Source organism: uncultured Arthrobacter sp. (genome assembly GCF_902805515.1).
GTDB lineage: Bacteria > Actinomycetota > Actinomycetes > Actinomycetales > Micrococcaceae > Arthrobacter_D.
Genome location: NZ_CADCTE010000008.1, coordinates 35,906 through 58,964, shown reverse-complemented (window position 1 = coordinate 58,964; position 23,059 = coordinate 35,906). Strand labels below are relative to the sequence as shown.

The 23,059-nt window shown below is 69.2% G+C and carries 19 protein-coding genes and 1 tRNA gene; 10 read left to right on the top strand and 10 right to left on the bottom strand.

Annotated features, from left to right (window positions below):
- Positions 1-359 precede the first annotated feature (359 nt).
- The 9 genes from QZX79_RS01420 to QZX79_RS01380 all read left to right on the top strand — a co-directional run bounded on the left by QZX79_RS01420 (position 360) and on the right by QZX79_RS01380 (position 10,322).
- On the top strand, positions 360-1,577 hold the full coding sequence (locus QZX79_RS01420) for an IS110 family transposase (protein WP_294563607.1): 1,218 nt from the start codon (positions 360-362) through the stop codon (positions 1,575-1,577).
- Between the two features lie 120 nt (positions 1,578-1,697).
- The gene (eno, locus tag QZX79_RS01415; RefSeq protein ID WP_294563605.1) at positions 1,698-2,978 is read left to right on the top strand and encodes a phosphopyruvate hydratase; all 1,281 of its coding nucleotides are present in this window, start codon (positions 1,698-1,700) and stop codon (positions 2,976-2,978) included.
- 75 nt (positions 2,979-3,053) lie between these two features.
- Positions 3,054-3,752, top strand: a complete 699-nt coding sequence (locus tag QZX79_RS01410) for a septum formation initiator family protein (protein ID WP_294563602.1) — start codon at positions 3,054-3,056, stop codon at positions 3,750-3,752.
- A gap of 47 nt (positions 3,753-3,799) precedes the next feature.
- A complete protein-coding gene (locus QZX79_RS01405; protein WP_294563600.1) occupies positions 3,800-4,453 on the top strand; it encodes a DUF501 domain-containing protein in 654 nt (217 codons plus the stop codon).
- Entirely contained in the window at positions 4,450-5,394 is a 945-nt protein-coding gene (locus QZX79_RS01400) for a Ppx/GppA phosphatase family protein (RefSeq protein ID WP_294563598.1), read from the top strand. The genes QZX79_RS01405 and QZX79_RS01400 overlap by 4 nt, the downstream gene beginning before the upstream one ends.
- Positions 5,395-5,398: 4 nt before the next feature.
- Positions 5,399-6,841, top strand: a complete 1,443-nt coding sequence (locus QZX79_RS01395) for a S8 family serine peptidase (RefSeq protein WP_366484647.1) — start codon at positions 5,399-5,401, stop codon at positions 6,839-6,841.
- Positions 6,842-6,900: 59 nt separating this feature from the next.
- Positions 6,901-8,343, top strand: coding sequence for an NAD(P)/FAD-dependent oxidoreductase (locus QZX79_RS01390; RefSeq protein WP_294563596.1), 1,443 nt, complete (start codon positions 6,901-6,903; stop codon positions 8,341-8,343).
- Positions 8,344-8,515: 172 nt separating this feature from the next.
- Positions 8,516-8,591: transfer RNA gene (locus QZX79_RS01385), tRNA-Leu, on the top strand.
- A gap of 327 nt (positions 8,592-8,918) precedes the next feature.
- Positions 8,919-10,322, top strand: coding sequence for an ABC transporter substrate-binding protein (locus QZX79_RS01380; RefSeq protein WP_294563594.1), 1,404 nt, complete (start codon positions 8,919-8,921; stop codon positions 10,320-10,322).
- A gap of 170 nt (positions 10,323-10,492) precedes the next feature.
- On the opposite strand, the gene QZX79_RS01375 is transcribed toward QZX79_RS01380, so the two are convergent.
- The 7 genes from QZX79_RS01375 to QZX79_RS01345 all read right to left on the bottom strand — a co-directional run bounded on the left by QZX79_RS01375 (position 10,493) and on the right by QZX79_RS01345 (position 18,575).
- Positions 10,493-11,176, bottom strand: a complete 684-nt coding sequence (locus QZX79_RS01375; protein WP_294563592.1) for a hypothetical protein — start codon at positions 11,174-11,176, stop codon at positions 10,493-10,495.
- Between the two features lie 176 nt (positions 11,177-11,352).
- A complete protein-coding gene (locus QZX79_RS01370) occupies positions 11,353-11,991 on the bottom strand; it encodes a DUF305 domain-containing protein (RefSeq protein ID WP_294563590.1) in 639 nt (212 codons plus the stop codon).
- A 58-nt stretch (positions 11,992-12,049) separates the two neighbouring features.
- A complete protein-coding gene (locus QZX79_RS01365) occupies positions 12,050-14,029 on the bottom strand; it encodes a copper-translocating P-type ATPase (protein WP_294563588.1) in 1,980 nt (659 codons plus the stop codon).
- 418 nt (positions 14,030-14,447) lie between these two features.
- Positions 14,448-15,188, bottom strand: a complete 741-nt coding sequence (locus tag QZX79_RS01360; RefSeq protein WP_294563586.1) for an ABC transporter ATP-binding protein — start codon at positions 15,186-15,188, stop codon at positions 14,448-14,450.
- Positions 15,185-16,174 carry an ABC transporter ATP-binding protein gene (locus tag QZX79_RS01355; protein ID WP_294563619.1) on the bottom strand — a complete coding sequence of 330 codons (990 nt, stop codon included), beginning with the start codon at positions 16,172-16,174 and terminating at the stop codon, positions 15,185-15,187. Before QZX79_RS01355 ends, QZX79_RS01360 begins: the two co-directional genes overlap by 4 nt.
- Positions 16,175-16,284: 110 nt before the next feature.
- Positions 16,285-17,265, bottom strand: coding sequence for a branched-chain amino acid ABC transporter permease (locus QZX79_RS01350; protein ID WP_294563585.1), 981 nt, complete (start codon positions 17,263-17,265; stop codon positions 16,285-16,287).
- Positions 17,266-17,273: 8 nt separating this feature from the next.
- Entirely contained in the window at positions 17,274-18,575 is a 1,302-nt protein-coding gene (locus QZX79_RS01345) for a branched-chain amino acid ABC transporter permease (protein WP_294563616.1), read from the bottom strand.
- 297 nt (positions 18,576-18,872) lie between these two features.
- Between QZX79_RS01345 and QZX79_RS01340 the strand changes: the two genes are divergently transcribed.
- On the top strand, positions 18,873-19,724 hold the full coding sequence (locus QZX79_RS01340; protein ID WP_294563583.1) for a Bax inhibitor-1/YccA family protein: 852 nt from the start codon (positions 18,873-18,875) through the stop codon (positions 19,722-19,724).
- Between the two features lie 142 nt (positions 19,725-19,866).
- Here QZX79_RS01340 and galK read toward each other — a convergent pair whose 3' ends face one another.
- From galK to QZX79_RS01325, 3 genes are read right to left on the bottom strand one after another with little or no spacing between them, the layout of a single operon-like run.
- On the bottom strand, positions 19,867-21,021 hold the full coding sequence (galK, locus tag QZX79_RS01335; protein ID WP_294563581.1) for a galactokinase: 1,155 nt from the start codon (positions 21,019-21,021) through the stop codon (positions 19,867-19,869).
- A complete protein-coding gene (galT, locus tag QZX79_RS01330; protein ID WP_294563578.1) occupies positions 21,018-22,151 on the bottom strand; it encodes a galactose-1-phosphate uridylyltransferase in 1,134 nt (377 codons plus the stop codon). Before galT ends, galK begins: the two co-directional genes overlap by 4 nt.
- Positions 22,148-22,942, bottom strand: a complete 795-nt coding sequence (locus QZX79_RS01325; RefSeq protein ID WP_294563576.1) for a DeoR/GlpR family DNA-binding transcription regulator — start codon at positions 22,940-22,942, stop codon at positions 22,148-22,150. Before QZX79_RS01325 ends, galT begins: the two co-directional genes overlap by 4 nt.
- Positions 22,943-23,059: the final 117 nt, after the last annotated feature.

The following is a 23,059-nucleotide window of genomic DNA, read 5'->3' as shown; positions in this document are numbered from 1 at the left end:
TCTCACCGCGCCTCCCGGCACCCCTCCCCGCGAAACTGCAGCCCACCACGTGTCCCACCCAAAGCGTGATGACCTGCACACTCGACCGAGTCAGCCCCAAGCTCCACGCTCGCCCCGTTACCTTTTTCGTAGCCCGGGTCCTGTTGCAGGATGAGGGTGTGTTGGCCGGTCGGTCCCGGCATGGTTGCTGCCCCCAGTCATAGATGATCCGGGGGGTGTTGTCACCGGGACCGGCCTGGCGGCAGTTGATCGCTGATAGAGGCACGACGAGGGTTCTTCGTAACGTGGATGCCGACTCCTGCCGCCGCTGACCGGCCAGCACGCGACCGTGACAACGACAGACAAACGAGGGAGCGGGCATGGCGGTGATCGTGGATCAGCAGGACGTGGACGTATTCATCGGTTTGGACGTCGGCAAGTCCGGCCACCATGCCGTGGCCCTGGACCGGGCGGGCAGGAAACTCTTCGATAAGGCCCTGCCCAACGATGAGGTGAAGCTGCAGGAGATCCTCGCCGGGCTCACCGGGCACGGGAGGATCCTGCTGGTGGTGGATCAGCCGGCGACGATCGGGGCCCTGCCGGTCGCGGTCGCCCAGGCCGCCGGCGCCGCGGTGGGCTACCTTCCGGGCCTGGCGATGCGCCGGATCGCGGACCTGCACCCGGGTCAGGCCAAGACCGATGCCCGGGACGCGATGATCATCGCCGAGGCGGCCCGCACCATGCCCCACACGCTGCGCTCGATCGCCCTGGATGATCAGCTTCTGGCCGAACTGGGGGTGCTCTGCGGCTTCGATGACGACCTGGCCGGGCAGATCACCGCCGTCTCCAACCGGATCCGCGGGCTGCTCACCCAGATCCACCCGGCCCTGGAGCGGGCCCTGGGTCCGCACCTTGACCACCCGGCCGTGGCGGACCTGCTCACCCGGTACCCGACCCCGGCCGCGCTGCGCACCGCCGGGCGAGGACACGTCCGGGCCCGGCTGAAGAAACACGCACCGCGGGCCGCTGACCGCCTCACCGAGGCCGTGTTCACCGCACTCGGGCAACAGTCCGTCGTGGTCGTGGGCACCAGCGCGGCCGGGATCGTGCTGCCGAAACTGGCCGAGCAGCTCCTGTCCCTGCGGCGCCAGCGCGATGAGATCACCGCCCAGGTCGAGGCCCTGGTGGAGGCCCACCCTCTTTACCGGGTCCTGACCTCGATGCCCGGTATCGGCGTCAGGACCTGCGCCCGGATCCTCACCGAAGTCACCGGCAAACACTTCGCCAGCGCCGCCCACCTGGCCTCCTACGCCGGCATCGCCCCGGTCACCCGCCGCTCCGGGACCTCGATCCGCGGCGAGCACACCAGCCGGCGCGGCAACAAGAAACTCAAACGCGCCATGTTCCTCTCGGCCTTCGCCGCCCTGCACCACCCGCCCTCACGGGCCTACTACGACCGCAAACGCGCCGAAGGCAAACGCCACAACCAGGCCCTCATCGCCCTCGCCCGCCGCCGCTCCGACGTCCTCTTCGCCATGCTCCGCGACGGAACCCTCTACCAGGACCCCCAACCACGGAACCTGCCATCAGCGGCTTGACGAAAACCATAGAGGCACCCCCCCCGCGGCGGTGAACTACCCTTAAGACGGCACTGCCAACGCTTTGACCACCGTCCCCGCGGTGGAATCTCGACCCCTCCAACCCAAAGGAGCATTTCCATGGCAATCATCGACGCCATCCACGCGAGGGAAATCCTCGACTCCCGCGGCAACCCCACCGTTGAGGTGGAGGTCCTGCTCGACGACGACACCTTCGGCCGCGCCGCCGTCCCCTCCGGCGCCTCCACCGGTGCCTTCGAGGCCAACGAACGCCGCGACGGTGACAAGGCCCGCTACCTGGGCAAGGGCGTCCTGCAGGCTGTCGAGGCGGTCATCGACCAGATCCAGCCCGCTCTCCTCGGCTTCGACGCCGCCGACCAGCGCGCCATCGACCAGGCGATGCTCGACCTCGACGGCACCGAGAACAAGTCAAGCCTCGGCGCCAACGCCATGCTGGGCGTCTCCCTCGCCGTGGCCCGCGCCGCCGCCGAATCCTCGGCCCTGCCGCTCTACCGCTACCTGGGCGGCCCCAACGCGCACGTCCTTCCCGTGCCCCTGATGAACATCCTCAACGGCGGCTCCCACGCTGACTCCGACGTCGACATCCAGGAATTCATGATCGTTCCCCTCGGTGCCGCATCCTTCTCCGAGGGCCTGCGCTGGGGCGTCGAGGTCTACCACGAGCTCAAGGCCGTCCTCAAGGAGAAGGGCCTCGCCACCGGCCTCGGCGACGAGGGGGGCTTCGCGCCGAACCTTCCCTCCAACCGGGACGCGCTCGACCTGATCACCACCGCCGTGGAGCGGGCCGGCTACAAGCCCGGAACCGACATCGCCTTCGCGCTTGACGTCGCGGCCTCCGAGTTCTTCAGCGACGGGGTCTACACGTTCGAGGGCAAGTCCCTCAGCACCGCAGAGATGAGCGCCTACTACGAAGAGCTGGTGCGTGACTACCCGCTGGTGTCCATCGAGGATCCCCTGGACGAGGAGGACTGGGAGGGCTGGAAGGCCCTCACCGCGTCCCTCGGCGACAAGGTGCAGATCGTCGGCGACGACCTGTTCGTCACCAACCCCACCCGCCTCGAGCGCGGCATCACCGCCGACACGGCCAACTCGCTGCTGGTCAAGGTCAACCAGATCGGCACGCTGACCGAAACCCTCGACGCGATCTCGCTGGCCCAGCGCTCCGGCTACACCACGATCACCTCGCACCGCTCCGGCGAGACCGAGGACACCACGATCGCCGACATCTGTGTTGCCACGAACGCCGGCCAGATCAAGACCGGCGCCCCCGCCCGGTCCGAGCGCGTCGCGAAGTACAACCAGCTGCTGCGCATCGAAGAGGAACTCGACGACGCCGCCCGTTATGCCGGGCGCAGCGCCTTCCCGCGTTTCACTGCATAGTTGAACCGGAGGGCAGTTACCCTCGTTAGACGGGGTCCGTAAGGATCCCGTCGCAGCAACCAGCCGAGGAGTGCCATGTCTGCCCGCCGCCCCAACGTGCCGCATGCCGTCCGTCCGTCGCCCCACGCGGCGGACCGGACGGCTGCCGGGGCGCCCCCGGCGAAACCCGGCACCCATCCGGGCTCGGTCGGAGGGCCGCCGGCGGACCGGGTCCGGACCAAGCCCCCCGCCGGCGCGGCACCCGCACCCCAGCCCGTTCCGACCCGGAAGCACGCAACGCCGTCCGAGGTCCGGGCCGCCGAACGTGAGCAGCTCGCCGGGTCCATCCGCAGGACAGGGGCCAGCGCGGTCCGGCCCCGGAACCGCGTGATCGTTCCGGCCGAGGACGCCAAACCCATTCCCGCGCAGTCGTTCTCCGGGCGCCTGCTGGCGCTGGCCCTCGTCCTCGTAGCAGTGATCGTGCTGCTCGTCCCCTCGGTGAGCAACTACCTCCGCCAGCAGGGCGAGGTGTCGGCCCTGCGGGAGCAGATCGCCGAGCAGCAGCAGGCCCAGGAGCAGCACCGGGCGGACCTGGCCCGCTGGGACGACCCCGCCTACATCAAGCAGCAGGCCCGTGAACGCATCTTCCTCGTGATGCCGGGGGAGAAGCGCTACCTCGTCAAGGGCGGCTCGGGCATCGAGGAGTCAACCGGCACCGGCTCCGCCGGACAGCCCGAGGACCTCCCGTGGGTCGATTCGCTGTGGGAATCGGTCTCCCGCGCCGCGACGGACTGACAACACCAGAACACCTGCCCGCACCGGGCAGCACGAAAGGACCCCAAGTGGCTCAGCAGGACGAGCGGACCCCCACGGCCCGGGACCACGAGGTCCTGAGCCGCCAGCTCGGGCGGCCGGTCCGCGACGTCGTCGAGATCGGGGCACGATGCGTGTGCGGCAACCCGCTGGTGGCCGTGACCGCACCCCGCCTCAGCAACGGCATTCCCTTTCCCACCACCTACTACCTGACCCACCCCGTGATCACCTCCGCCGTGTCCCGGCTTGAGGCCGACGGCGTGATGACGGAAATGACGGAGCGGCTCGGCCTTGACGCAGACCTCGCCGAAAAGTACCGGGCCGCACACGAGGCCTACCTTGCCGCCCGCGAGGAGGTCGGGGACCGGGCCGGGACCGGCCCGGTCCCCGAGATCGCCGGGGTATCCGCCGGCGGCATGCCCACCCGGGTGAAATGCCTCCACGTCCTGGTCGGGCACTCACTGGCCGCAGGGCCCGGGGTCAACCCGCTGGGCGACGAGGCGCTCGAGGGCATCGCCGAGTGGTGGACCGCCGACGTGTGCTACTGCACCGGCGCCTGGGACACCTCCGGCGACCCGCCCTCGGCCGACCTCAGCCGGCACACCAAGACCCAGGGACTCAGCCCCGAAGAGCTCGAGCGCAAGCGCGCCGGGCGACGAGCCGAAGCACAGGAGAACCAATGAGGACCGCCGCGGTTGACTGTGGAACGAACTCCATCCGGCTGCTGATCGCCGACATCGAGGACGGCGTGCTGACCGACGTCGAACGGCGCATGAGGGTGGTGCGCCTCGGGGAGGGCGTCGACGCCACCGGGCGGCTCTCCGAGGCCGCCCTGGCGCGGACCTTCGAGGCCACCGAGGAATACGCCGCACTGATCCAACGGCACGGCGCCGATGGGCTCCGCTTCGTCGCCACCTCCGCCTCCCGCGACGCCGAGAACCGGGACGTCTTCGTCGAGGGCATCCGCCAGCGCCTCGGCGTCGAGCCCGAAGTGGTCAGCGGAGACGAGGAGGCGTCGCTGTCCTTCAACGGCGCCGTGAGCGTCCTTGACGTGCCCGACACCGACACCGTGATGGTCGTGGACATCGGCGGCGGCAGCACCGAGTTCGTCGCCGGGCGCGGTGGTGCCGTGACCGCCGCCCGCAGCATGGACATGGGCTGCGTCCGGTTCACCGAACGCTTCCTCCGCTCCGATCCGCCCACCGGAGCCGAAATCGGGGCGATGGAACGCGAGGTCCGCGCGCTGATCAGCGAGGCCGGACGCGAGGTGCCCTTCGGGGAGGTGAGCACCCTGATCGGTGTCGCCGGAAGCATCACCACGGTGACAGCGCACGCGCTGCAGCTTCCCTCGTACCTCCCCGAGCGCATCCACGGCGCACGCCTGAGCACCGCCGCCATCGCCGGAGCCGCCGACGACCTGCTGCGCCGCGACCGGGCCGCCCGCGCGGCCCTGCCCTACATGCACCCCGGCCGGGTCGACGTCATCGGCGCCGGGGCCATGATCTGGAAGTGCGTCGTCGAGTACGTCGCCGAGGCCACCGGCGGCCGGGTCGACTCCGCCGTGGCCAGCGAACACGACATCCTCGACGGCATCGCCCTCAGCGTTCCCGCCCTCCGGAAGTGATTTTTTGACCTTTTCGCACACCAGCACCGCACCTTCACCCACCCGGGCGGCCCGCCGTCGAGCCTCCCGTGCCTCCGCCGCGGTCCTCGCCGCGGCAATGCTGCTGTGCACTGCGGCCCCGGCCCGGGCCGACCATGTCCGGGACAAGCAGTACTGGCTGCAGGACTACGGGGTGACCGAGGCGTGGAAGTCGACCCAGGGCGAGGGGGTCAAGGTCGCCGTGATCGACAGCGGCGTCGACAGCTCCCACCCCGATCTGCGCAGCGCCGTCACCGCCGGGATCGACGCCTCGGGCGCCGGCCGCGGGGACGGCCAGCAGGGCATCGGTGAGGTGCCCGAGCACGGGACCCTCGTCTCCACCCTTCTGGCAGGCAGGGGGCACGGGCAGCGTCCCGCCGAGGGAGCCGCGCCGTCCCCGCTCGCCGCGTACGGCGAGGGCCCCGACGGCATCGTCGGGGTGGCGCCGAAGGCGGACCTGCTCGCCGTGTCGGTCTGGATCGAGGGGCCCAACAGCGGCCCCAACCCGGCGGGGATCGGCACCGACGAGCAGATCCCGAACGCGGTGCGCTGGGCGGTGGACAACGGGGCCAAGGTCATCAACATGTCGCTCGGGAGCACCTCGACCGCCTGGCCCGAGAGCTGGGACGAGGCGTTCCTCTACGCCGAGAAACGCGACGTCGTCATCGTGGCCGCCGCGGGCAACCGGGCCGGCGGGCTTACCCAGGTCGGCGCCCCCGCCACCATCCCCGGCGTTTTGTCGGTCGCGGGTCTTGACCGCAGCGGGGTGGCGAGCAGGGAATCCTCATCCGAGGGCATCAGCATCGCCGTCGCGGCGCCGTCGGAGAACCTCGTCGGCGGGCTGCCCGGGGCGTTCTACGCCGAGTGGTCGGGAACCTCGGGCGCCGCGCCGCTCGTCTCCGGGGTGGCGGCGCTGATCCGCTCCAAGTATCCGGAGCTGAGCGCCGCGCAGGTCATCAACCGCATCGTCGGCACGGCCCGCGACGCCGGAGCGCCGGGCTTCGACACCATTTACGGGCACGGCATCCTCGACGTCGCCGCCGCCGTCGGCCCCGGGGTCGAGGTTCCCGAGGCCAACCAGCTCGGCAGCATCGAGCAGTGGATCCAGGTGTACCGGCGGGGGAAACCGCCCGCCGAGGCGGCACCTCCGGCTCCGGCCGAGAACACCGCCACCCCCGACATTCCGGCTGCCCCGGTCCCGCAGGCCCACGAAGGGGCCGGATCCTCAACGGTGCTGCCTCCGGTGGTGGTCCTGGGCTTCTCCGGCCTGTTCGTCGTGCTCCTGGTGGCCGGAACCGTCCACGTGCTGCGGGTCCGGCGCACCGAGCGCCTGGCGCCCCTGCGGGAGGAGCCGGACACCGGTGCGTTCGACGTCCCGAAGCGGGCCGACCGCCCCGCTGAGACCGGCTCCGGAAGCCCGCGCGGCTGAGCGGCTAGACGTTCTTTACAGTTAGTGAAGACTTTCACAAAGTCCGGTACTATCGAGCCATGGCATCGAACTCACTGTTCTCTGATCGTCCGCGCATCCTCGTCGTCGGAGGCGGCTACGTCGGCCTCTACGTGGCCCACAAGCTGCAGAAGAAGGTGAAGTCCCACGGTGGCATCGTCACCCTGGTCGACCCCCTTCCCTACATGACATACCAGCCGTTCCTCCCCGAGGTGGCCTCCGGAAGCATCGAGGCGCGCCACGCCATCGTCTCGCACCGCGTCCACCTGCCCGAGACCGAGCTCATCAGCGGCCGGGTCACCGGGGTCGACCACGCCGCCCGCACCGCCACGATCGAGCCCGCAGGCGAGGGTGAGCCGTTCACGCTCGGCTACACCGACATCGTCATGGCCGCCGGCGCGATCACCCGCACCTTCCCCATCGAGGGGCTGAAGGACCAGGGCATCGGCCTGAAGACGATCGAAGAGGCCGTCGCGCTGCGCAACCAGATCCTCGAGCGCATCGAGACCGGCTCGCTGCTGCCCGCCGGCCCGGCCCGGGACCGCATGCTGACCTTCGTCGTCGTCGGCGGCGGGTTCGCCGGCATCGAAGCCATCACCGAGATCGAGGACATGGCCCGCGATGCGGTGAAGAAGAACGCCCGCCTCAAGCGCTCCGATGTCCGCTTCGTCCTGATCGAGGCCATGCCGCGCGTCATGCCCGAGGTCACCGAGCAGCAGGCCGTCTGGGTCGTCGAGCACCTGCGCTCACGCGGCATCCAGGTCCTGCTCAACACCTCGCTCGCCAGCGCCGTCGACGGCAACCTGAAGCTGATCAACATGCCGGACAAGACCCCGGCCGACGAGTTCGCCACCGACACCCTCATCTGGACCGCCGGCGTGCAGGCCAACCCGGTCGTCCGCTCCACCGACTTCCCGATCGATGACCGCGGCCGCCTGCGCGCGAACGCCGAACTGCGCATCACCGGCGATGACGGACCTCTCCAGCACGCCTGGACCGCCGGCGACGTCGCGGCCGTGCCCGACCTCAGCGGCGGCGGCGTGGGCGGGTTCTGCGTCCCCAACGCCCAGCACGCGGTCCGCCAGGCGAAGCGCCTCGCGAAGAACATCTACGCCCAGAACTACGGCGTGGGCCGCGTTCAGGAGTACAAGCACACCAACCTGGGCGCCGTCGCTGGCTTCGGTACCTTCAAGGGTGTCGCCAACATCATGGGCTTCGGGATGCGCGGCTTCCCGGCCTGGCTGGCCCACCGCGGGTACCACGGCATGGCCATGCCGATGTTCGAGCGCAAGGCCCGGGTCATCTCCAACTGGTCGATGAGCTTCATCTTCGGCAGGGACCTCGCCCCCATCGCGGACCTGCAGACCCCGCGCCGGCAGTTCCGCAACGCAGCCACCCCGCCGCCGAAGAAGGACACCGCCCTTCAGGCGGCACCTCCGGTCCCGGCCGGAAAGGCGAGCGGCAAGGCCGCCTCGAACGCCTGATTTACCCGGTCCGCCGGACACGACGGTGGGTTCCCGCACAAGCGGGGGCCCGCCGTCGCCGCTTAACCGGTGATGCCCTCCAGCCGGGTTCACCCCGTGCCCTGCGACGCCCGGCCGCGCCTGGAGCGGGGGCGGGTGGTCCGGCGCGATATTCTTGACCTGCGGAGCATCCGCCCCAGTAGCCCAATGGCAGAGGCACCAGACTTAAAATCTGTTCAGTGTCGGTTCGAGTCCGACCTGGGGTACCACCGGGCCCGGCGGCCCGTAACCCGAGCACGACCGTCCGCTGAGGCCTCCAGGCCCGCCCGATCTCCGCCGCGGGCCCCAACCGGCTCTCATCACGCGCAGCATTTCAGCGTCACACCTCGACGCGCCGACCGGGCGCACCGCCGCCCGATCGTCTCCCCACCGCCCCGGTGTCAACCCCGCCGAGGCCTCGGTGTGACGAGCGTTACAAGGTCGTAACCGGATTCCCTTATGTTCGGGCCTTTTTTGCATTAGCTTTTCTACATACCAGGAACACCTGGTGAGTGCAGCGAAGGCTGACAATGCCTTTCGGTCGAGGAGAAAAATTGATGACTGTAACACGCAACCCGATGCGGTCCGGCATTGGGGAGAATGCTCCGCGCGCAGCGAAGATCGCAGCCCTCAGCCTGGGTATTGCACTCTTTGCCTCGGGCTGTGGCGGCGGCGGCGGCGGAAACGCGGCACCCGAGGACGGCGCCGAGCCCGGCGCCTCGGCGACCGCCGAAACCGCGGGCGCACTGTCCTGCCCGCCCAGCGAAGGCGGCGAGGCGGCGGAAGCCGGCGAGAAGGGCGACCCCTCGGCTGTCCCCGAGGCGAAGACCGTCACCGATACGCCCCTGAAGTTCGGATCCATCCTGCCGACCACCGGTGCCCTCGCGTTCCTCGGCCCGCCGGAAATCGCGGGCGTGAACCTCGCGGTCAAGGAAGTCAACGAAGCAGGCGGCGTCCTCGGCAAGGACATCTCGGTGGTCCACCGCGATTCAGGCGACACCACCACCGACATCGCCACCCAGTCGGTCACCGAACTCCTGTCCCAGGATGTCAGCGCCATCATCGGCGCCGCTTCGTCCGGAGTCTCCAAGACCGTCATCAACCAGATCACGGGAGCCGGCGTCGTGCAGTTCTCCCCGGCGAACACCTCCCCGGAGTTCACCGACTGGGACGACAAGGGCCTCTACTGGCGCACCGCACCGTCGGACGTCCTGCAGGGACGCACGCTCGGCAACTACATCATGTCCTGCGGCGCCCAGACCGTCGGCATGATCGTCCTCAACGACGCCTACGGCACCGGCCTTCAGGCCAACATCACCGAAACCGTTGAAGGAGCCGGTGGCAAGGTCGTCGCCGCCGAACTGTTCAACGAAGGCGATTCCCAGTTCAGCAGCCAGGTCGATGCGGTGGTCGCGGCCAAGCCCGACGCCATCGTCATCATCACCTTCGACCAGGCCAAGAGCATCGTTCCGCTGCTCACCGGCAAGGGCATCGAACCCTCGAGCATGTTCATGGTCGACGGCAACACCACCGACTACAGCAAGGACCTGGAGCCGGGCACCCTCGAGGGCGCCCAGGGCACCATCCCCGGCCCCTTCACCGGCGACGAATTCCAGAAGGCGCTGCTTGAGATCGACCCCAAGCTGACCAGCTGGAGCTACGCCGGTGAAAGCTACGACGCCGTCAACCTGATGTCGCTGGCAGCCGAGGCTGCAGGCAGCACCGATGGTACCGCCATCGCAGGGGAGCTCGAGTCCGTCTCGAAGGACGGCGAGAAGTGCTTCGACTTCGCCGGCTGCGTGACCCTGCTGCGCGACGGTGAGGACATCGACTACGACGGTATCTCCGGCCCGGTTTCCTTCGACGAGAACGGCGATCCCACGGAAGCCGCCATCGGCATCTACCAGTACGACGAGAACAACGTGCCGCAGCCGAGCCGTTCCGAGGTTGGCAAGCTCTAACCTCAGGAGCTCGGGTCAGCACACCCGCTGCACCGGAAGGCCCCGTCCACCAGGGCGGGGCCTTCCGCCTGTTCGGGCCTTGCCGCCTGTCCAGGCCCGTTTGCGGACCAGTTAACGACAAACGCACCCGATATATCGGGTGCGTTTGTCGTTAACTGGTGCATGGGTCGTTATCGGGTGCGGTCGTCGGATTCGTTGTGCCGGGGGGAGCGGGCGACGGCGTAGGAGCCCCGGCGCAGCTCCGCGGCCCACTCATAGGTCGACGCCGTGGGCAGGGGATTGCGGACCGGGTCGAACCGCAGGTCCTCCTGGCCCTGGTCGGGGTCAATCGTGAGCATGAGGGTTCCAAACGGGATCCAGCGCCCCAGCGGACTGGCATAGGACAGCTCCATCGACCAGGCACGTCCCGTGAGCGTGCGCCGGAAGGCCGGCAGCGACGCCGGAAGGCGTCCGGGGGTGGTTGACCGCTGCCCGGTGGTCCGCGCGGCCAGCAGGACCGGCCCGTGCGCGCCCCGGTACGGCATCATGGTGGTCAGCGGGGAGCGGGCGATGTTCAGCCGGGGGACCAGCACGAACCGGCCCAGCGGTGAACTTCCCGTCGAGGACAGCAGCAGATCGGCGTGCGCCTCGCCCGAGGGAATCCTCACCGCGAGTCCGATGATGTCCGGCAGGGGACCCGGCAGGCCCACCGACCGTGAGAGCCGCGCCTCGACCGCGGTGCTTCCCGCGGTGTCGAGCCACGGGATGCCGCTTGAGGTGCCGCCGCCGACGGCGAGGTATCCCGTCAGGCGTACCCCGGAGGGATGGATGGGGCGGGAAGGCCTGAGCACCTTCATCGCCCGGAACACTTCCATGAACCCCCTGCCCACCAGCCGGGCCGGTAGTGTGCCCCTCTGCTCTGAGCTCCTCGGTGCCGCGCCCTTCAGCTGCGTCCGCCCTGGTGCCGGGCTCCCGTGTACCGGGTTCATTGTGTCCTTCCCCGTCCGCCGTAAACCGTCAAGGCCCTGCGGTCGAGACGGTCCCCGGCAGTCTAAAGGCCCGCGAGCAGGGCTTCCATCTCCTTGATTTCCGACTCCTGCGCTTGCACTATCGACGCGGCGAGGTCTTTGGCGCCGGGATCGGCGCCCGCCTCCAGCTCCTGTTCCGCCATGTCGATGGCGCCCTTGTGGTGCTCGATCATCCCGGCAAGGAACAGCTGCGACGCTTCGTCACCCTCGGCGCCCGCGAGCTCCTCAAGCTGTTCGCCGCTCATCATCCCGCTGCCTGTGCCTGCGGCCTCCCCGCCGTGTCCGGAACCGTGACCGGCTCCGCTGCCACCGCCAGCGCCGGGCTTTCCCCAGTCATCGAGCCAGGCCTTCATGGTTCGGATCTCCGGTGCCTGGGCAGCCTTTATGCGGGTGGCCAGCGCAGTAACCTCCGGGTCGATCCCGGCCTTGGCGAGCATCGAATCGCTCATCTCCACTGCCTGCTCGTGGTGCGGAATCATTCCGGCGGCGAACTCCACGTCGGCGGCGTTGGACAGCCCGGCCGACACGGTGGGGGAGCCGGACGCCGACGTCGGGGCCTGCCCTGAGTCATGCGCGGAGCCGTGTCCGGCCTCCGGACCGGCCCCACAGCCGGCGAGGACAAGGACCAGGGCGAGGCCGGTCAGGGTTGAATAACGTTTCATGTTCATTCTCCTTTGGGTTCTCGAGGGGACCGACACGTCGGTCCCGAGGTATTCGAGCTCAGCGGGGTGTTCCCGCGAGGTGCCGCGGATCGAGATTGAGCCGGCGCAGCAGCTGGGCGTTGAGTGCCACGACGATCGTCGACACGCTCATCAGCACGGCTCCGGCCGCAGGCGACAGCAGCACCCCGGCGAACGCCAGCACGCCGGCCGCCAGCGGCACGGCGGCCAGGTTGTATCCCGCGGCCCAGACGAGGTTCTGGATCATCTTCCGGTAGCTGGCCCGCGACAGGTCGATCATCGAGAGCACCGCGCGCGGGTCATTGCCGGCAAGCACCACCCCGGCGGTCTCGATGGCGACGTCGGTCCCTCCGCCGATCGCGATCCCGACCTCCGCCCGTGCCAGTGCCGGGGAGTCGTTGACGCCGTCACCGACCATCGCCACCGTCAATCCCCGTGCCTGGAGTTCGGCGACCTTCGCGTCCTTGTCCTGCGGGAGGACCTCGGCGAAGACCTCGTCCACGCCCAGATCGCGGGCCACCGCGTCGGCGACCTGCCGGGCGTCGCCGGTGATCATCGCGACCTTGACCCCGCGGTCCTGCAGCGCCTTCACCGCGGCCCGGGACTCGTCCCGCACCCGGTCCTCAAGCGCCAGCGCTCCGATGACGCTGCCGTCGCGCACTACGGAGAGCACCGACGCTCCGCGGGAGGTCCAGGAGGCCACCGGCCCGACGATGCCCGCAGGGATGTCGAGGGAGAGCTCCCGCAGGAGGTTCGGCCCCCCGACAAGGACCTCGGAGCCTGCCACGGTGGCCCGCACGCCGCGTCCGGTCATCGAGGAGAACCCGGTCCCCGCATAGGCGAGCTCGGTCGCGCCGGCGTCGTCGGCGGCGGCCCTGGCCACGGCCCGCGCCACAGGATGCTCGCTGTCGGCCTCGGCCGCCCCCGCGAGCGCCAGCAGCCGGGAGTGGCTCATGCCGGGCACCGCGGCCACGCCGGTGACTTCCGGGCGGCCCTCGGTGAGGGTCCCGGTCTTGTCGAAGAGCACGACGTCGATGGTGCGCATCCGCTCCAGCGCCAGGCGGTCCTTGATCAGCACCCCGGCCCGGGCAGCCCGTTCGGTCGACAGTGCGATCACCAGGGGGATGGCCAGGCCCAGGGCGTGGGGGCAGGCGATGACCAGCACCGTCACCGTGCGGACGACGGCGTCCTCGGGGCTCCCGAGGGCCAGCCAGGCGAGGAAGGTCACGATGCCGGCGCCCAGGGCGAAGTAGAACAGCAGGGCGGCGGCCCGGTCCGCAAGGGCCTGCGCCCGGGAGGAGGAGGCCTGCGCGTCGGCGACGAGCCGCTGGATGCCCGCCAGCGCGGTGTCACCGCCGACTGCCCTCACCGCCACGCGCACGGCGTTGTCGGTGGCCACGGTGCCCGCCGTCACGGGGTCGCCCTTCCGGCGCAGCACGGTGCGCGATTCGCCGGTGATCATCGATTCGTCGAACTCCGCCGCGCCCTCGGTGACCGTGCCGTCGGCGGGCACCCGGGCCCCGGACCGCACCAGTACGACGTCGCCGGGGGCAAGGGATGACACCGGGACGGTTTCGACCCCGTCCGCGGTGACGCGGTCGGCCTCGTCGGGCAGCAGGGCGGCGAGGGCGTCGAGGGCGCCGGCGGCCGACCCGAGGGCGCGCATCTCCATCCAGTGCCCCAGGAGCATGATGACGATCAGCAGGGCGAGTTCCCACCAGAAGTCCAGGTCGAACCCGCCGAGGCCGAGGGTGGTGGTCCAGGAGGCGGCGAAGGCCACGGTGATGGCCATGGCGATCAGCAGCATCATCCCGGGCCGCCGCGACCTCAGCTCGCCCCACCCGCCGCGGAGGAACGGGGTACCGCCGTAGAGAAAGATGGCCGTGCCGAGCACCGGGGAGATCAGCGCCGCGCCGGGGAAGGTCGGCAGGCTGTACCCCAGGATCATGGCGAACATGGGGCTGAAGGCGACGACCGGGACGGCGAGGGCGAGGCTGATCCAGAACCTGCTGCGGAACATGGCGGTGCTGTGGCCGGCGTGCTGGCCCGAGGCATGGACCTCGTGGTCCCCATGACCGGCATGACCGGCAGGCCCGGCGTGACCGCTGGGCGGGGCGCCGTGGTGTGCCGCCGCGGATGGAGCCTGCTGATGGGACCGGCCGGGCGGAAAACCCGGAGACCCGCCGGGGCCCGGGGGAGAGGCGGGCGCCGCCGGGGGGTGCTGATGCGCCCCGGGGGAATGCTGGGTTTGGTGCTGCATGGGAGGCTCCTTGACCCGTCCAGTGATGCTGACGTACCGAACATATACCCCTGGGGGGTATGCGTCAAGAGGTCTGATTGAAAAGGGTGGAGGTCCTTCCGCAGGGTTAAACGACTGCGGGCGGCCCGTTTCCGGAGCCGCCCGCAGTTCTGTGCCAAGCAGGTATGTTCCAGGGGGATCAGGCCGTGTCGGCCAGGGTGCCCAGGTACAGCTGGATGACCTTGGGGTCCTTCATCAGTTCGCGGCCGGTGCCGGTGTAGGCGTCCTTGCCCTGGTCGAGCACGTAGGCGCGGTCGCAGATCTGCAGGCACCGCCGCGCGTTCTGCTCAACCATGATCACCGAGACGCCGGCCCGGTTGATCTCATGGACGCGCAGGAAGGTCTCGTCCTGCTTGACGGGGGACAGGCCTGCCGAGGGCTCATCGAGCAGCAGCACCGCCGGTTCCATCATCAACGCCCGGCCCATGGCCACCATCTGGCGCTCGCCGCCGGAGAGGGAGCCGGCCCGCTGGGCGCGCCGCTTGGCCAGTTCCGGGAAAAGGCCGGTGACGAAGTCGAACCGCGTCTTGAAGTCCTTGGGCCGCTGGTACATGCCCATCTGCAGGTTTTCCTCGATGGTCAGCGTCGAGAAGACGTTGTTGTTCTGGGGCACGAAGCCCACGCCCTGGCTGACCAGGCGGTTCGCCTTGAGGCCGGTGAGGTCCTTGCCGCGGACCATCACCTGCCCGGAGTGGATCTTCACCAGGCCGAACATCGCCTTGAGCAGGGTCGACTTGCCTGCGCCGTTCGGTCCGATGATGCCGATCAGTTCGCCCCGGCGGGCCTCGATGCTGCACCCGTTGAGGATGTTGACCCCGGGCAGGTACCCGGCCACCAGGTCGGTGACCTTCACCACTGAGTCGCCTTCGTACTCGCTCATCGCTTTGTCTCCTCAGTGCCGGTCGATCCGGTGCGGGTGGATCCGGGTTCGCTGACCTCGGTGATTGAGTGGCCGAGGATTCCCTCGTCCTCGGTGCCGACGACCGACTCGGAGTCGTGGGCGAGCTCCTCCTCGAGGCGCTCGACACCGGTCGAGTCGCCGAGGTCGACGTCGTGGTGGGCGCCCAGGTAGGCGTCGATGACGGCCTGGTCCTTCATGACGATGTCGGGCGGCCCCTCGGCGACGATCTTCCCCTCGGCCATCACCACCACCCAGTCGGCGATGTGGCGGACCATGTGCATGTCGTGTTCGACGAACAGCACCGTCATGCCTTCGGCCTTGAGGTTCTTGATGTGGTCGAGCAGCGACTGGGTCAGGGCCGGGTTGACGCCGGCCATGGGCTCATCGAGCATCACCAGGCGCGGCTTGACCATGAGGGCCCGTGCCATCTCCAGGAGCTTGCGCTGCCCGCCCGAGAGGGAGGCGGCGTAGTCGTCCCGCTTGGTGTCGAGCTTGAACTTCGCGAGCAGCACCTCGGCCTGGGATGTGATCTCCCTCTCGCGGGCACCCCAGAGGCCCTTGAACAGCGCCTTGGCCAGGCTCTCGCCGGGCTGCTTGGTGGCACCGAGCCGCATGTTCTCGATGACCGTGAGCTTGCCCATCACCTTGGTGAGCTGGAAGGTGCGCACCATGCCCATCCGGGCCACCTTGTACGGCGGGACCTTGGCGAGCGGCTTGCCGTCGAACTCCCAGTCCCCGCTGTTGGGGTTGTCGAATCCGGTGAGCAGGTTGAACAGCGTCGTCTTTCCGGCGCCGTTGGGGCCGATCAGGGCAGTGATCTTGTTGCGCGGAATCTCGAGGTATTCGACGTCGACGGCATTGATGCCGCCGAAGCTGCGGGTGACGTTCTTCGCGACGACGATGGGGTCCCGCTTGCGGCAGCCCGGGCCGGCGTCGCCGCTGGCGATGGGCCGGGTGTCGTTCATGTAGTTCTCGGCCGCGGGGGCCGCGGCGACGGCGGACCCCGCCGTCGTATCCGACGGCGTGGCGCGGTGGGCGCCACCGCCGGACGGGACGTGGTTGGTGGAATTCTCGCTCATGCGAATGCCAGCTCCTTCTTGTTGCCCAGCACGCCCTGCGGTCTAAAGACCATCAGCAGCATCAGGGCGATACCGACGAGGATGTAGCGCAGCTGCCCGGCCTGGGTGTTCGTGAGGAAGGTGATGGCACCCGACTCGATCGCGCCGTACAGGATGCCCTGGGTCAGCGACAGGACCAGCCAGAACATCATGGCGCCGATCACCGGTCCCAGCACGGTGGCCATGCCTCCGAGCAGCAGGCAGGTGTACAGGAAGAACGTGAGTTCGGTCGCGTAGTTGGCCGGCTGGACGGCGCCGCGGGGGAGGGTGAACACCATCCCCGCGAGCGATCCGAGGATGCCGCCGATCACCAGTGCCTGCATCTTGTAGGCGTAGACGTTCTTGCCCAGGGCGCGGACGGCGTTCTCGTCCTCGCGGATGCCCTTGAGGACGCGTCCCCAGGGGCTGCGCATGAGCAGCCACACGGTGAGGCAGGCGAGGATGACGACCGACCAGCCCACGACGCGGATCCAGAAGTTGCGCTCGTTCATCGCCAGGGGGCCGATGTTGTAGGTGCCCGCCGGGAAGGGGTTGAGGGCGTAGAACCCGCCCTCGAAGGCCGCCAGCCCGTTCGCCGAGCCGGTGACCTCGGTGAGGTCGTTGGTGGTGACCACGTACCGGATGATCTCCGCGGCGGCGATGGTGACGATCGCCAGGTAGTCGGTCCGCAGGCGCAGGGTCGGGATGCCCAGCACGATGGCGAAGACCACCGATGCGAGCATTGCGACGAGCACCGCGACCGGCAGCGGGGCGTTGAAGGTCAGCGTGGAGATGGCGAAGCCGTAGGCTCCGACGGCCATGAAGCCGGCCTGCCCGAAGTTCAGCAGGCCCGAGTAGCCGAAGTGGACGGCGAGGCCGAGGGCGGCAAGCGCGTAGGCCGCCGTCGTCGGGCTGATGAGTTCGCCGAAGGCGTTGACAAGGATGTTTCCGAAATCCATTGGAACCCCTAACCTATGCGCTCGCGGCGGCCGAGGATACCCTGCGGCCGGAAGAGGAGCACGAGAATCATGATGAGCAGAGCGCCGACGTACTTCAGGTCGGCCTCAAGCCAGAGCGTTGAGATTTCGACGAACAGCCCCACGATGATTGAGCCGATGAGCGCCCCAAAGACCGTGCCGAGGCCGCCGAGCACAACGCCGGCGAAGATCAGCAGCAGGATCTGCTGGCCCATGTTGAAGGAGACCCCCGGGCGGTAGTAGGCCCACAGGATGCCGCCCAGCGCGGCGAGCATGCCGCCGATCACCCAGACGATCCGGATCACCCGGTCGACGTCGATCCCCGACGCCGCCGCCAGCGCGGGATTGTCGGCCACCGCGCGGGTCGCCTTCCCAATGCGGGTCTTCAGCAGCAGGAACGCCACCAGCAGGATGACAACCAGGCTCACGATGAGCGAGTTCAGGTTGTTCTGCGAGATGGAGAGCGCCCCGAGGTTGATGATCTCGCCCTGGGAGCCGGGAAGCTGGGTGGTCGCCCCGCCGAAGTTGAACTGGATGATGTAGCGCAGCGCCAGCGCCAGGCCGATGCTGACGATCATCATTGGGACGAGGCCGGTGCCGCGGTTCCGCAGCGGCTTCCACAGCCCGGCGTCCTGCACGTAACCGAGCACGCCGCCGCCGATCACCGCCAGGATGATGGCGACCGGCGCGGGGAGTCCGAGCGCGGCGAAACCGAAGGTCAGGACGGCCCCGAGGGTGACCATCTCGCCGTGGGCGAAGTTGGTCAGGCCCGTGGTGCCGAAGATCAGCGAGAGTCCGACGGCGCTCAGCGCGAGGAGGAGCCCGAAGCTGAAGCCCGCAAGTGCGCGTTCGGCGAGGGTGTCCCAGAAGGTTCCGCCCTGGGCGACGATTCCCTCACCGAACAGGAAGAGGGTCGTGGCGTTCGAGGTTCCGGCGAAGGTGACGGTGCGTGGGTTCTCCTGGCCCTCGGCGAGGGTGATTCCCTCGGGGAGGGTGTCTTCGTCGACCTCGACCTCATAGGAGCCCTGTTCCGGCACACCGATTGACCAGAAGCCGTTCTCGCCGGAGGTGGTTTCGCCTTCAAAGCCGTTGCCCGTGGCCGTGATGGTGACGTCGGCGATCGGGCCGTCGACGCCTCGAAGGACGCCGCTGATGCGGTCCTGGAACTCTTCCGCCTGAACAGTTGCAGGTACTGCCGAATTCATCGCCCTCACGGGCGGCTGGGTGGACGCCTGCGCTGACGGTGCGCTGAGAAGCACGGCGAGAAGCACGCTGAAAAGGGCAGCGATCATCTTCCCGAGCCGTGCAGGCGTCGGTTGGGTTATCAAGATAGGAACCTCCACTGTGGGGGCCGCCTGCCGGACGGGCAGGAGATCATGCGTGTGACTGGTGTCACTCAATGTGGAGCTTATGTTACTCGGGCGCTGTTTCCGTTCCGAACCAATCGGCCCCGGCCAGGTAGCGATTGGATAACAACTGCGCGGAACGGCGCGGGAGACGCGGCCCGGGGCGGGAACAAAAGCCCACTTACAGCGTTGATATGGGTAGGGTTGGAACACTTACAGCCCCCTATTGGAGGACTACACAAAATGGCAATCGGCGGAAATCCGGTTTTCAACGGAAAGACCTTCCGTTCTGCCGCCCGCGGCACCAGCCCGGCGGCCTACGGCACGACGACCTTCGCGGGTCAGTCGGCTCTGAACCAGCAGCAGCTGGAGCACATGTACAACCGCCCTGCGGCGGGACCGGCCGAGACCGGCCGGATGACCTACGACGACGTCATCGTCAAGACGATCCTCTCGATCGCAGTCGTTCTCGTGGGCGCGGCCATCCCGGTGTTCCTCGTGCCGGGGCTTGCGCCGGCCCTGATGGTCGTCGGCCTGATCGGCGGACTCGTCCTGGGGCTGGTCAACTCCTTCAAGCGCGAGCCGGTCCCGGCTCTCATCCTTGCCTACTCGGCGCTCCAGGGCCTGTTCCTCGGCGGAATCACCATGTTCCTCGAGGCGGCCTTCCCCGGCATCGCGATCCAGGCGCTCCTCGGCACCGTGACAGTGTTCGCCGTGACCCTGGCGCTGTTCAAGAGCGGCAAGGTGCGTGCGACGCCCAAGGCGATGAAGTTCTTTATGATCGCCATGCTGAGCTACCTGGCGTTCTCGCTGATCAACCTGGGCCTGATGGTCTTCGGCGTCAGCAATGACCCGTGGGGCCTGCGCACCGGTGTGGAGATCTTCGGTATCCCGCTCGGCGTCCTGGTCGGCATTCTCGCCATCGGCCTTGCGGCGTTCTCGCTGATCATCGACTTCACCTCGATCGACGAGGGCGTCAAGAACGGCGCCCCGCAGCGCTACTCCTGGACGGCCGCGTTCGGCCTCACGGTCACCCTGATCTGGCTGTACATCGAGTTCCTGCGCCTGATCGCGATCCTGCGCGGCGACGAGTAACACGGCCGGCACCATCGCTGACTGACTGAAGAAGCTCAAAGGAAGGGCCCGCAGCACCGGCTGCGGGCCCTTCCTGTTTGACACACCGGTGATATCCGCGGATACCACCGGTGTGTCGCGATCAGCTGTCAGCGGCCGGCGCTCAGGCCACCCGGCGGGCCCCGGCGTCGGGCATCACAGCGAAGATCACCGGTGATTTGAACCCGGCGTCGGCGAAGGCAGCCGTGACCGCCTTGGAAACGGCGTCGGCGTCCTCGGTGTTCACGAGGGCAATCGCGGCGCCGCCGAAGCCGCCGCCGGTCATGCGCGCGCCCACCGCACCGGCAGAGACCGCGGTGTCGACGGCGAGGTCGAGTTCGGGGCAGCTGATCTCAAAGTCATCGCGCATCGAGGCGTGGCTCTGGTTCAGCAGCGGCCCCAGGGCGCCCGGGCCCTTGGTGGTCAGCACGGCCACGGCGTCCTCAACCCGGGCGTTCTCGGTCACCACGTGGCGCACCCGCCGGAAGGTCTCCTCGTCGAGGATCCCCGCGGCGTTGCCCAGATCGGCCACCGAGAGATCGCGCAGGGCGGGCACGCCCATCTGCCGGGCGCCCTCCTCGCAGGATGCGCGGCGGGAGGCATAGCCGCCGGTCGAGTGGGAGTGGCTTACCCGGGTGTCCATCACCAGCAGGGTCAGCCCCGCACCGTCGAGGTCGAGCGGCACGAGCATCGTCTCGAGGCTGCGGCAGTCGAGGAAGACGGCGTGGCCCACCTCGCCCAGCAGTGAGGCCGTCTGGTCCATGATGCCGGTGGGCGCGCCGACCATCTCGTTCTCGGCCAGCCGCCCGATCGAGGCCAGCTGGGAGCGCGAGAGCCCCGCCGAGGCAAGGTCATTGGCCGCCGCGGCGACGGCACACTCAAGCGCGGCCGAGGAGGAGAGCCCGGCGCCGACGGGCACCGAGGAGTCGACGAGCAGGTCCATGCCCGGGACCGCGTGGCCCGACCGGCCGAGCGCCCAGAGGACGCCCACCGGGTAGGCGGCCCAGCCCTCGACGTCGCCCGCGGCCAGCCCGTCCAGGTCGGCGGTGACGACATCGCCCTCGCTGAAGGTTGAGGCGACCCGGACGGTGCTGTCGGTGCGGGGCCGGGCGGCGACCATTGTCGAGCGGTCGATGGCGAAGGGAAGCACGAAGCCGTCGTTGTAGTCGGTGTGCTCACCGATCAGGTTCACCCGGCCCGGAGCCGACCAGACGCCGGCCGGCTCGGTGCCGAAGCGGGCGGTGAACGCCGCGGCGAGTTCTGCTGCGGAGAGAGTCATGAGGTTGCCTTTCCTGGGGTTCCCGGCACGGCGTTGCGCAGTCGGTCGGCAACCTGCTCGGGGGTGGTGTCGTTGATGAACGCTCCCATGGCCGCTTCGGAGCCGGCGAGGAACTTCAGCTTGTCCTCCGCACGGCGCGGTGAGGTCAGCTGCAGGTGGAGGTAGCTGGCGGGGCGGATGCGTGCATCCAGGGGTGCCTGCTGCCAGGCGGCGATGTACGGGGTGGGGGTCGAGTACAGGGCGTCGACCTTGCCCAGCAGGTTCAGGTAGACCTCGGTGAGGTCATCGCGCTCGGCCGGGTTCAGCGCCGCGAGGTCCGGGACCTGGCGGTGCGGCACGAGGTGCACCTCAAGCGGCCAGCGCGCGGCGAAGGGGACAAACGCGCTGAAGTGCTTGCCCTCGAGGATCATCCGCTCCCCGGAGTCCCGCTCCTTCTTCAGGGCAGCGCCCATCAGCGTCTCGCGTCCGCCGGAGGTCTCGTAGAACGCGGTTGCCTGCGCGCCGAGCTGCGCCGCACGCGGCGGGATGAAGGGGTAGGCGTAGATCTGCCCGTGCGGGTGGAGCAGGGTGACGCCGATCTCGGCGCCGCGGTTCTCGAAGGGGAAGACCTGACGGATGCCTTCCATCGCCGAGAGGGCCTCGGTGCGCTGTGCCCACGCGTCGATGACGGTGCGGGCACGCTCGGGGGAGAGCGAGGCGAAGGAGCCGTCGTGTGCCGGGTCGAAGGCGATGACCTCGCAGCGGCCGAAGGCCGTCGTCGTCGTGCCCCACTCGGGGGTATCCGGCAGCGAGCCGAGCTGCGGGCCGAAGGAGGCGAACCGGTTCTCGAACACCACGACCTCGTAGTCCGGGGCCGGGATCTCGGAGGCGTAGCGCTCGTTCGAGGCGCACAGCGGGCACTGGTCGGCCGGGGGGAGGTGCGTGCGGGTCTGGCGGTGCGCGGCCACGGCGACCCACTCGCCGCTGAGCGCGTCGTAACGGGCATCGCCGGTGGCGGTGCCGCGGGGGTCGAGGCCACGGCTGTCGGCCGTCGCGGCGGGGTCGGCGTGCAGCCGGGCCGAATCCTCCGAGGCGTCGAAGTAGATGAGCTCACGGCCGTCCGAGAGCGTGGTGGGGGTGATATGCGTCATGTGAGGGCTTTCCTTGCGTCCTTGATGGTCTCGGGGGTGGTGACGAGCGTGTGCCGTGCGAAGCCGGGCTCCGCAGGGAGGGTGTCGGTGATCAGGCAGGAGGTTTCCTCGAGGCCCGCAATGCGGGCCAGGCTCACGACGCCGAACTTGGTCGAGTCGGCAAGCACCACGAGGTGCCCGCAGCCATCGGCGAAGGCCCGGTTCGTGTCGGCCTCGGCGAGGTTCGGGGTGGTGATGCCGGCGTCGACGTCGACGCCGTGGACACCCATGAAGCACAGGTCGACGTTGAGTGCGCGGATGGCGGCCGTGGCCAGCGGGCCCACGAGGGCCTCGGAGGGCGAACGTTCCCCGCCGGTGAGCAGCACGGCAGGCCCGCGGCCGCCGGCGGTGAGCCGGTAGAACCGGTCGGCGGCAGGCAGGGAGTTGGTGACGACGGTAAGCCCTTCGATCTGCGCCAGGTGGTCAACGAGCTGGACGGTCGTGGTGCCGCCGGTCACCGAGACGGTCATGCCCGGGAGCACCAGCTGGGTCGCCGCCCGGGCGATGGCCCGTTTCTGGGCCGCCTGGCGCCGCGCATTGGCGGGGAAGCCCGGCTCGGCCGCCGCCAGCACCCCTGCGCGCGCTGCGCCGCCATGGATGCGGTGGACCGAGCCGGCGGCGGAGAGGGCATCGATATCGCGCCTCACGGTCATCTCGGAGACCCCGAGCTTGCCGGCGAGCTCCGTGACGCGCACCACCGGGCGGCCGTCGAGGGCGGCGAGGATGGCGGCGTGCCGTTCGGCAGCGAGCATTCCACCTCCCGGGCAGAGGGACAGCAAGGCGCCGAACAGCCTCGGCGCTCATAACAAAATCGAACAGAAACAAACATATCCGAAAGTAGCGGCCGGGGGAAGCGCGTCCTCCCCGGG